Origin of the sequence: Nocardia sp. CC201C, assembly GCF_030010695.1 — a bacterium.
Lineage (GTDB): Bacteria > Actinomycetota > Actinomycetes > Mycobacteriales > Mycobacteriaceae > Nocardia > Nocardia otitidiscaviarum.
Window position 1 is genome coordinate 1 of sequence record NZ_JASCXP010000270.1, and the last position, 9,974, is coordinate 9,974.

A 9,974-nucleotide genomic window follows, 5' to 3' on the forward strand; every position below is an offset into this window, starting at 1 on the left:
CCAGGTCGCTCATCTCGATACCGGCGACCTCCACGGCATCGCGGCACACCTTTCGTATGGCGTCCGGTGTCGCGAACTCGCCGAGTGGCGCAGGTACACGAGCGGAAGATGCTCGCGCCCTGCTGAGATGACGGCACCGATCGCGGCGCGGCGCTGTGTGCTCACGGCATCCTTGCCGTGAGCATGGTGGCGTGCGGGGACGGCCCGCGTCGCCCGCAGCATGTGGGCGGCCGTCAGTGCTGCACCACCCTCTCGTGCGCGGCTGCTGTGGCGCGGCCACTGTGTTGCCGCATTGCTGTCGCGGTTGCTCCATCGCCGTCGCGCGGATGTCATCGACCGGGCCGCGGCGCGGCCGAAGTCCCCCGTTGTCGCTCCATGGCGACGGGACGTCATGGTGCGCTGCCGGGCGTCGTGGCAGCGGGGGTGGTGTAGCTCACCCGGTGGCGGGATACCGGTCCGAACCGTCCGCGCGATAGCGCAGAATGGCGCGGTGACCGCAGCCACGACGGAGACCGCACGAACGCGGACCGTGCGCTCCGATCGTCCGATCGACCTGGCCGGTACCGTCCTGCCGCTGCGGCGCGGTCCCGGTGACCCCTGCTACCGCATCACCCGCGACGGCGCGCACTGGCATGCCTCGCGTCTGCCCAGCGGGCCGGTGACGTATCGGCTGCGCCAGGCCGACCGGCACGGGGTCGATGCCGGTGCCTGGGGGCCGGGCGCGGAGGAGTTCCTGGAACGGCTGCCCGGGATGCTGTGCCTGGACGAGGACCTGAGCGGTTTCGCCCCGGCGCACCCCAAGATCGCCGAGGCGCTGCGGCGCAATCCCGGCTTGTGCATGCTGCGCACCGGCCGAGTGTTCGAGGCGCTGGTCCCGGCGGTGCTGGAGCAGAAGGTGCATACGGTCACCGCGCATCAATCCTGGCGGAAGCTGGTGTGGCGCTACGGGACTCCCGCTCCGGGCCCGGCCCCGGACGGCCTGTGCCTGATGCCGGACGCCGAGACCTGGCGCCATATCCCGTCCTGGGTCTACCACCGCGCCAATGTCGGCCCGCAGCGCTCGAAAACCATTGTGCTGGCGGCTCGAATGGCCGCGAAGCTGGAGCGGGCGGCGGACCTGGACCACGCGGCCGCCGCGCGACTGCTGTGCACCGTGCCGGGCATCGGCGTCTGGACCGCCGCCGAAATCGCCCAGCGCGCCTTCGGCGACGCGGACGCCCTGTCCGTGGGTGACTTCCACCTGGCCGCCACCATGGGCTGGACCCTGCTCGGCCGCCCCATCGACGACGACGCCATGGTCGAGTATCTGGAACCGCTGCGCCCACACCGCTATCGCGCGGTGCGCCTCCTGGAGTTGGCGGGTTTCGCCCACAAGCCCAAATTCGGCCCCCGCACCCCGTACACCGACCACAGCCGCATCTGACTCCGCGGTACCCGTCCCGCGACCGACAGCGGGTACCGGTCCCCGCGCTGGAGCGACAGCGTCCACAGCCTTATCGGGGCCGCGCCCACCGGACTCGAGGTCGGAAACTGTCGGGTCGGCGCTGAAAGTCGGGCCCGAGGCGGCCGTTCGGCGGTGTGACGGCCGCCCCGGACCCGACGCCGACCTTCGCGCGGGTGTGACCGGGGGTGATCGACGCCCGTCGCGATGTCGGAACCTCACCGGATCTACCGGCGGTGCCGGGCGCCTTCCCCAGACGTGCCCGGTTCGGCCTGCCACTTCCGGCGGGCGGGTACGGGTGGCTGCCGGGTCGGTGCGGCGAGCAGGGCCCGGCGAATATCGACCAGCAACCACACCAATCGGTGGGTGGCGCGGTCGAGCAGATCCGGTCCGTGCGCGGCGGTGCGGTTATGGCAGGGCGCGCTCATCGAGAACACACCGCCCCTCGTCGACGAGGGTGGCGCGGGCCCGCCGCCGCACCCGACAGGTGTCCACCGTGCAGTCCAGGTGCATCTGCATGGCCGCGTGCGCCTGGTCGACGGTCATGATGCCGGGGTCGGTCCGGCACCGCATGAGTCCGGCGACATGCATGTTCAAGGAGGTCAGCTGCATTACGCCACTCCCGCCGCGCACACCGTGCGGTGTGGCGTCGGAGGGTGACAATCCCAGGTTGTCCACCCGTTTGCCAGACGGGCGGTGTGGATACGTCTGCGGATACGACGGGGGGTGACGCGTTCAGCCATAACTCCTCGTTCCTGCGTGTGAATCCTGTCCCTGCGTGCGAGTTGTGGAGCGTGCCCGGAGGTTTCAGTCAAGGTAGGGGCCGAGGTGCTGTCCGCCCCGGGCACATTCTCAGCACACCATGAGCAGACATTCGGCGTAGTGATTTCACAGATTCCCACGGAAAAACGCGCGAATTCCCAGCAGCGAATCCGTTCGGGAGAGCAGGATTGTCCATAGTGGACGAAGCCCCCCTGCCATGCTGTCGATGAACACCGATCTGCGTACCGGGCGGGAGCCGGTGTGCTGCAAGACTTTCAGCGTTTTGGTGACCGCCCGCGCGTGAACACTCGAGAACGGAGCGCGCTGTGTCAGTTGGTCCCGCGAATTCCCCGAGCGCCGCCTCGACGCTGCCGCGCCGTCAGCTCGGCCGCTATCTGCGGGATTGGCGCACCCAGGCAGGATTGACCATCGCGGAGGCGGCCAAACTCATGGAGTGGGGCGCCAGTACCCTGCAGCGCCTCGAGAAGGGCAATGCCGATCGCATTCGCACCATCGATATCCAGGAGCTGTGCCGTATCTACGGCATCCCCGACGAGATCGCCGAGGGGCTCAAGGGTTTGGCCCAGCAGGCCGCGGTGAAAAGCTGGTGGCATTCCTACGGCGACCTCATTCCGGAGAATTTCGACGTCTACGTGGGTTTGGAGGCATCCGCGCAGCAGCTTTCCTGCTACCAGTCCGAACTGGTACCCGGACTGCTGCAAACCGCCGACTACGCGCGCGCCCTCAACCGGCTCGGATACCCGGACGACTCCGAGGCGGAGCTGGAGCGGCGCGTGCAGTTGCGGATGCAGCGCCAGGCCCTGATCACCCGCCGTCACCATCCGGCCAGCGTCGCAATGGTGTTGCACGAATCGGTATTGCACCGGTTGGTGGGAAGTGCCAAGGTGATGGCGGCGCAGGTGCGGCACCTGGCGGAGCTGAGCACCCGTGACAATGTCGCGCTGCGCATCCTGCCCTTCAGCGCCGGTGTCCCGCTGGGACTTTCCACCGGCCCGTTCGTGATTCTCGAGTTCGGAACCGACGGCAGAGGGCAGTCGGTGGAGCCGCCGGTGGTCTATGTCGAGGGCTTCACCGGGGATCTGTATCTGGAACGACAAGGCGACGTGCAGCGCTACAGCCGGGCACTGGACTGTCTGGAGCGCTGCGCGTCGGACATCCAAACCAGTAGGAACCTGCTGCGGCAGGTGGCGAAGGAGTATTCGGCATGACTATGGATCTGGCCGGGGCGCACTGGTTCAAGAGCAGTCGCAGCGGCGCGGGCAAGGAATGCGTGGAGGTGGCGTTCCTGTCGGGCGGTCGCGTCGGCGTCCGCGACAGCAAGAATCCGGACGGCCCCGCCCTGATCTTCGCGGGCGGCGACTGGTCGAGCTTCACCACGGAGATCACCGAGGGCGCGTTCGACGCCTGACGACCCCGGCGGCGGGCGTACCCCACCTGCCCGCCGCCGGGGCGTTCCCTCCCATCCCCGGGAAGATCACGATTGTGCACCCGTTCGGCAACGGCAGTATGTTTGCCCGCGCTAAGTACGGGTAATCCAATATGCGTGGACCGAGGGCTCAGGAATTCTCATCCGCCCCGGTACCGCAAATTGCTCCCGGACGATTGGGTCGAACGTCTGATCGTTGGAATGCTCTTCGCGGTATCGGCGGTAGGCATATTCGTACTGACCGGCGCATTGGTACCCGCGCTGGCGGTCGGTGTATTGGTGGCGGCGGTCGCCGTCGGCGTGGTGGAGATGCTGTGACCACCCCGATGCCGTTCCGACGTGGTTTTGGCTGGAATCACGGGTGGATTCCAGCCAAAAGCGGGCCGGAGGCGGCGTCTACTTGCGGCGAAAGAGCTTGTTGCCCAGCCAGACCAGTGGATCGTACTTGTGGTCCACCACCCGCTCCTTCAGCGGGATCAAGGCGTTGTCCGTGATCTTGATGTGCTCGGGGCACACGTCGGTGCAGCACTTGGTGATATTGCAGTAACCGAGCCCGGCCTCGTCCTGAGCGAGTTCCCGGCGATCCGCCACGTCCAGCGGATGCATTTCCAGTTCGGCTATGCGCATCAGATACCGCGGGCCGGCGAAGGAGACCTTGTTCTCCTCGTGATCGCGCACCACGTGGCAGGTGTTCTGGCACAGGAAGCATTCGATGCACTTGCGGAATTCCTGCGACCGCTCCACATCCTGCTGCCGCATCCGATACTCACCCGGTTTCAGATCCGCGGGCGGCGTGAAGGACGGGATTTCGCGCGCCTTCGTGTAGTTGTACGACACATCGGTGACCAGGTCCCGGATCACGGGGAAGGTGCGCATGGGCGTCACCGTTACCACCTCGTCCTGGGTGAACGTGGACATGCGGGTCATGCACAGCAGCCGCGGCCGCCCGTTCACCTCGGCCGAGCAGGAACCGCACTTGCCCGCCTTGCAGTTCCACCGCACCGCCAGATCGGGAGCCTGGGTGGCCTGCAGGCGGTGGATGATGTCGAGCACCACCTCGCCCTCGTTCACCTCCACGGTGAAATCCTGCAGTGCACCGCCCTCGGTGTCGCCGCGCCAGACCTTGAATTTCGCCTCGTACCCCATGGCTAGGCATCCCCTTTCCCGGACGCGGGATGAGCCGCGAGTTCGGTTGGGCTGTAGTACTTCTCGAGTTCCTGCAGGTCGAACAGCGCGAGCAGGTCGGCGCGCATGGGCGGCTGCTCCTCCGGCGTCACCGTCACCGACGGCACCGTGAAGCCCACCTCGTCCGGATCGACCCGGCACACCAGCAGCTTGTTGCGCCACGCCGGATCCATGCCGGGGTGATCGTCGCGGGTGTGCCCGCCCCGGCTCTCGGTGCGCAGCAGCGCCGCCTGCGCCACACATTCGCTGACCAGCAACATATTTCGCAGATCGATGGCCAGGTGCCAGCCCGGATTGAACTGCCGGTGCCCCTCCACGGTCACGTCGTCGAAGCGGTCCCGCAGTTCGGAGAGCCTCTCGACGGCCTGCTTCAGCTCATGCTCCTTGCGGATGATGCCGACCAGATCGTTCATGGTCTGCTGCATATCGGTGTGCAGCGTGTACGGGTTCTCCCCCGGCCCGGTGGTCGGCGGATCGAACGGCTGCAGTGCGGCTTTCGCGGCCGCGGCGATATCGGCGTCCGCGATGGCGGGGCGCTCGCTCAGCCCCTCCACGTAGGTGGCCGCGCCCAGGCCCGCGCGGCGACCGAAGACCAGCAGATCCGACAGCGAGTTGCCGCCGAGGCGGTTGGAGCCGTGCATCCCGCCGGAACACTCACCGGCCGCGAACAATCCGGGGACGGTCGCCGCGCCGGTATCCGGATTCACCTCGATGCCGCCCATGACGTAGTGGCAGGTCGGCCCGACCTCCATCGGCTCCTTCGTGATGTCCACATCCGCCAGCTCCTTGAACTGGTGGTGCATGGACGGCAGCCGCTTCACGATCTCGGCGGCGGGCAGGCGCGAGGCGATATCCAGGTACACGCCGCCGTGCGGGGTACCCCGGCCCGCCTTCACCTCCTCGTTGATGGCCCGCGCCACCTCGTCACGCGGCAGCAGATCCGGTGTGCGCCGGGCGGAGTCGTTGTCCTTCAGCCACTGGTCGGCCTCCTCCTCGGACTCCGCGTACTGCCCCTTGAACACCGAGGGGATGTACTCGAACATGAACCGCTTGCCCTCGGAGTTCTTCAGCACGCCGCCGTCACCGCGCACGCCCTCGGTGACGAGGATGCCCTTCACGCTGGGCGGCCAGACCATGCCGGTCGGATGGAACTGCAGGAACTCCATATTGATGAGCGTGGCCCCGGCGCGCAGCGCGAGCGCGTGTCCGTCGCCGGTGTACTCCCAGGAGTTCGAGGTCACCTTGTACGACTTGCCGATACCGCCGGTGGCCAGCACCACCGCCGGGGTCTCGAACAGGATGAACCGGCCCGACTCCCGCCAGTAGCCGAACGCCCCGGAGATGCGGTCGCCGTCCTTGAGCAGCTCGGTGATCGTGCACTCCTGGAAGATCTTGATGCGCGCCTCGTAGTCGCCGGTCTCCGCGAAATCCTCCTGTTGCAGCGAGACGATCTTCTGCTGCATGGTGCGGATGAGTTCGAGCCCGGTGCGGTCGCCGACGTGCGCGAGGCGGGGGTAGGTGTGCCCGCCGAAATTGCGCTGCGAGATCCGGCCGTCGGAGGTGCGGTCGAACAGCGCGCCGTAGGTCTCCAGCTCCCACACCCGATCCGGGGCCTCCTGCGCGTGCAGTTCGGCCATCCGCCAGTTGTTGAGGAACTTGCCGCCGCGCATGGTGTCCTTGAAATGGGTCTGCCAACTGTCCTTCTCATTGGCATTGCCCATGGCGGCGGCGCACCCGCCCTCGGCCATGACGGTGTGCGCCTTGCCGAACAGCGATTTGCACACCACCGCGACCGAGAGTCCGTGTTCGCGCGCCTCGATGACCGCGCGCAGTCCGGCGCCACCGGCACCGATCACGACGACGTCGTACTTGTGCCGTTCGACTTCAGGCATAGGACCGAATACTCCTGACGATGGGGATGATCAGTTGATGAATCGGAGGTCGCCGATGGTCCCGCTCGCGACCAACATGACGTAGAAATCGGTCAGCATCAGCGTGCCGAGCGTGATCCAGGCGAACAGCATGTGCCGGGTGTTGAGGCGGGATACCTGGGTCCACATCCAGTACCGCACCGGATTGCTGGAGAAGTTCTTGAGCCGTCCGCCGGTGGCATGGCGGCAGGAGTGGCACGACAGCGTGTACGCCCACAGCATCACCACATTGACCAGCAGGACCAGATTGCCCAGACCCAGCCCGAAGCTGCCGTCGGAGTTGGTCAGCGCGTACAGCGCGTCGTAGGTGTTGATCAGGGTCACCACCACCGCCGCGTAGAAGAAGTAGCGGTGCGAGTTCTGGATGATGAGCGGCAGCCGGGTCTCGCCGGTGTATTTGGCGTGCGGTTCCGCGACCGCGCAGGCGGGCGGCGACAGCCACACCGACCGGTAATAGGCCTTGCGGTAGTAGTAGCAGGTGAGCCGGAAGCCCAGCAGCAGCGGCAGCACCAGGAAACCGAGCGGAATGAACATCGGCAGCTCGCCCACCGGCGTCCCGAAGTGCGCGGAGCCGGGATCGCACACGGTGCTCACGCACGGCGAGTAGAACGGTGTCAGATAGCGATACTCGTCGACCCAGTACGCCTCGCGCACAAAGGATCTGATGGTCGCGTAGACGACGAACGTGCCCAGGCCGAGCACCGTGAGCAGTGGCGGCAGCCACCAGCGGTCGGTGCGGAGGGTGCGGCTCGAAATGGCGGCACGGCTCTTGCTGAATACTCCGGTGGCGCCCGACTCCGGGGCGCTCGTCGGTGCGGCGCTCACTGCTGGATGCCTCGCTGCTCTACCCCGTGGAACGTCATCGTTACCTCCGGCATCGAATGTGATGCCCAGCACCTTACGACAGGTCCGCTATCACCCGGGCACTGTCCCGGGAATTCGGACCCGCCCGCAAACCCGTGATTTGCGCCACATTTCCTCGGTGCGTCGGGGGTGAGCTGCGGTGGTGAACAAACCGCAACCCTCACGAACCAGGCACGAGCCCAGTGAGATTCAGCGAATCGCGCACCGAAACAAAACCTGATTCTGGAAATTCGGTCCACCGGGCGTCACACGGCAGCAACAAGTCTGTGATGCCCTGTCCTGCGAGATCGACATCCGGGGGAAGGAGCCGGACCATGAGGAGAGCCGCCATCGTCATGCCCATGCGCACACCGGTCGGCCTGCCCGCCGGAGCGTTGGGTGCCGTGGCTCCGCATCGCCTGATCGCGACGGCGCTGTCCGCCGTCCTGGGCCGCTCCGGCATCGACCCCGAGCGGATCGAGCACCTGGTCACCGCCGTCCCCACTCCGGAACCCGCCCGCCTGGCCGCCGACCTGGCCGGAATCCCGCCCGCCATCGGACATTTCCCGATCGGTGCGGGGCCGGGCAGCGGACTGCGCGCCCTCATCACCGCGGCCATGATGGTGCAGGCCGAAACCGCCGACGTGGTCCTCGCCGTCGGGGCGGAGTACCCCCGAACGGGGACGATGCCCGGCGGGTCGGGTCAGGGGCAGCCCCCGCCGTACACGGCGGGGTTCGCGCGTCGCGGCGATGGCGAATCCGGCGCGCCGCCACTGATTTCCGCACGGTACGTCGGCGACGGTGACGGTCCGGCGGTTGCTCGGGCCGAGGGGGCGGCCCGAGCGGCCCTGGAGCGGGTCGAGTATCTCGCGGCGCACTACGGGATCACCCGGGTGCAGGCCGACGAGGTGGCGGCGGTGAGCCATCGGCGGGCGGCGAAGGCCCGCCGCCAGGGCGTGTTCGGGACCGAGACCGCGCCGGTGGTGGTATGCGCCGATCCCGACGACATGAACTCGGACGTGGTCCAGCTGATGGACCGGGACGAGGGGCTGCGCGACGACGTGTCGCCCCGCGCCTTCTCCACCCTCCTGCCACTGTTGCCCGGCGGGATCACCACCACCGCCAACAGCAGCGCCCGTACCTTCGCCGCTTCCGCGTGCCTGGTGGTGGCCGAGGAGCGGCTGGCCGACCTCGACCTGGAACCCCTGGGCTATCTGGTCGGGTGGGTGAACGCCGCCGTGGATCCGGCCGTTCCCCTTCCCGCTTCCGCCGAGGCCACCGCGAAGGTGCTGTCCCGCAACGGTTTCGAACTCGGCGATCTGGACCTGGTCGAGGTGGACGAATCCGACGCCGTCGAAATCCTGGCCCTCGAGCACCTGTGGGGCGACTGGGATCCCGAGGACACCCGCCTCAACGTACACGGCGGCGCAATCGCCCTCGGCGATCCGGGCGGCGCGGCGGGACTGCGCATCGTCACCACTTTGCTCCACGAGCTGTCCCGCCGCGAGGGTGGCCGTGGTCTCGCCGTAACCGCTTCCGGCACTTCGCAATCCCTGGCCGTGCTGTTCGAAACCCCGCACTCCCGCCCCATCACACCCACCCCGCGCGGCGCCCGCTTCCACGGTTCCCGCTCCCGCCGCTCCGGCCGCCACCGTGCCTGACCGCCACCGTGCCTGACCGGCCCTGTGCCTGAACGGCTGTCATGCGTGTTCGGCGGCCGCGGCTGACTGGCCGCCGTGCGTGTTCGGCCGCCGTGGCTTGATCGCCGCTGCGCCCGGTCGACCGCTGCGCCTGGCCGACACCGCGTGCTCGACCGGTCCTGTGCCCGTTGACCCCGGTGGCGCGGTGCCCCATGATGTGGGGGCTGACCGGCGCGGTGTCGCGCGGCTACCGTGCTGTGGATACCGGCCGGAAGGCCATGCGGCGCAACAAGATCGTGTGCCGTTCAGCTTGAGAACACGGAGGCTTTGCCGTGCGTCGAACCGCTCGTCTCGTCATGATCGGGGCGGTGTCGGCCGCCGCCCTCACCACCGCGACCGCTCCCGCGTCCGCGGATATCACCGGCTCGGCCAGTGGTTCGGCCTCCGGCTCGGCCACCGGCAGCGCCGATCTGGCGACGGTGATCAGCCAGCTGTTCATCACCATGTCCGCCAACACCGCCCCGAACTGCCCTTACGGCAACATCTTCTGCTTCGTCCGCTGATCGGCCGTTCACGCTGTCCGGCGGGGCGTACGAATGCGGCGGCCGTGCGCCGTGTTCGCGGTGGCGTGGTCGGCCGGTTCGTACCGCCCCGCGTAAGCGGTCCCGCACCCCGCTGCGGGGCGGGGCCGCGCCCGGCCCCGGGGGGGGGGCCCCCCCCGGGGG

At 68.0% G+C, this 9,974-nt stretch carries 10 protein-coding genes; 5 read left to right on the top strand and 5 right to left on the bottom strand.

The genetic code is table 11. The annotated features are described in order from the left end of the window. Window positions 1-490 precede the first annotated feature (490 nt). Window positions 491-1,423, top strand: a complete 933-nt coding sequence (locus QK444_RS24525; RefSeq protein WP_282784094.1) for a DNA-3-methyladenine glycosylase 2 family protein — start codon at window positions 491-493, stop codon at window positions 1,421-1,423. A gap of 245 nt (window positions 1,424-1,668) precedes the next feature. Here QK444_RS24525 and QK444_RS24530 read toward each other — a convergent pair whose 3' ends face one another. Both QK444_RS24530 and QK444_RS24535 read right to left on the bottom strand, forming a co-directional pair. Beyond that, window positions 1,669-1,869 carry a hypothetical protein gene (locus QK444_RS24530; protein WP_282784096.1) on the bottom strand — a complete coding sequence of 67 codons (201 nt, stop codon included), beginning with the start codon at window positions 1,867-1,869 and terminating at the stop codon, window positions 1,669-1,671. Next, a complete protein-coding gene (locus tag QK444_RS24535) occupies window positions 1,850-2,053 on the bottom strand; it encodes a hypothetical protein (protein WP_029932399.1) in 204 nt (67 codons plus the stop codon). The genes QK444_RS24530 and QK444_RS24535 overlap by 20 nt, the downstream gene beginning before the upstream one ends. Before the next feature lie 476 nt (window positions 2,054-2,529). Between QK444_RS24535 and QK444_RS24540 the strand changes: the two genes are divergently transcribed. Both QK444_RS24540 and QK444_RS24545 read left to right on the top strand, forming a co-directional pair. After that, window positions 2,530-3,432 carry a helix-turn-helix transcriptional regulator gene (locus tag QK444_RS24540; protein WP_282784099.1) on the top strand — a complete coding sequence of 301 codons (903 nt, stop codon included), beginning with the start codon at window positions 2,530-2,532 and terminating at the stop codon, window positions 3,430-3,432. Then, a complete protein-coding gene (locus tag QK444_RS24545; protein ID WP_282784101.1) occupies window positions 3,429-3,632 on the top strand; it encodes a DUF397 domain-containing protein in 204 nt (67 codons plus the stop codon). The genes QK444_RS24540 and QK444_RS24545 overlap by 4 nt, the downstream gene beginning before the upstream one ends. 414 nt (window positions 3,633-4,046) lie before the next feature. On the opposite strand, the gene QK444_RS24550 is transcribed toward QK444_RS24545, so the two are convergent. The 3 genes from QK444_RS24550 to QK444_RS24560 are packed head-to-tail and all read right to left on the bottom strand — an operon-like array spanning window position 4,047 to window position 7,591. After that, window positions 4,047-4,796 carry a succinate dehydrogenase/fumarate reductase iron-sulfur subunit gene (locus QK444_RS24550; protein WP_282784103.1) on the bottom strand — a complete coding sequence of 250 codons (750 nt, stop codon included), beginning with the start codon at window positions 4,794-4,796 and terminating at the stop codon, window positions 4,047-4,049. Between the two features lie 2 nt (window positions 4,797-4,798). Next, on the bottom strand, window positions 4,799-6,727 hold the full coding sequence (locus QK444_RS24555) for a fumarate reductase/succinate dehydrogenase flavoprotein subunit (RefSeq protein WP_282784105.1): 1,929 nt from the start codon (window positions 6,725-6,727) through the stop codon (window positions 4,799-4,801). 30 nt (window positions 6,728-6,757) lie between these two features. Then, on the bottom strand, window positions 6,758-7,591 hold the full coding sequence (locus QK444_RS24560) for a hypothetical protein (protein WP_282784107.1): 834 nt from the start codon (window positions 7,589-7,591) through the stop codon (window positions 6,758-6,760). A gap of 353 nt (window positions 7,592-7,944) precedes the next feature. Here QK444_RS24560 and QK444_RS24565 point away from each other — a divergent pair, with 353 nt between their 5' ends. Continuing rightward, on the top strand, window positions 7,945-9,270 hold the full coding sequence (locus QK444_RS24565) for an acetyl-CoA acetyltransferase (RefSeq protein ID WP_282784109.1): 1,326 nt from the start codon (window positions 7,945-7,947) through the stop codon (window positions 9,268-9,270). Window positions 9,271-9,581: 311 nt separating this feature from the next. Beyond that, window positions 9,582-9,812 (top strand): hypothetical protein, encoded by a 231-nt coding sequence (locus QK444_RS24570; protein WP_282784111.1) that lies wholly within the window; start codon window positions 9,582-9,584, stop codon window positions 9,810-9,812. Window positions 9,813-9,974 lie beyond the last annotated feature (162 nt).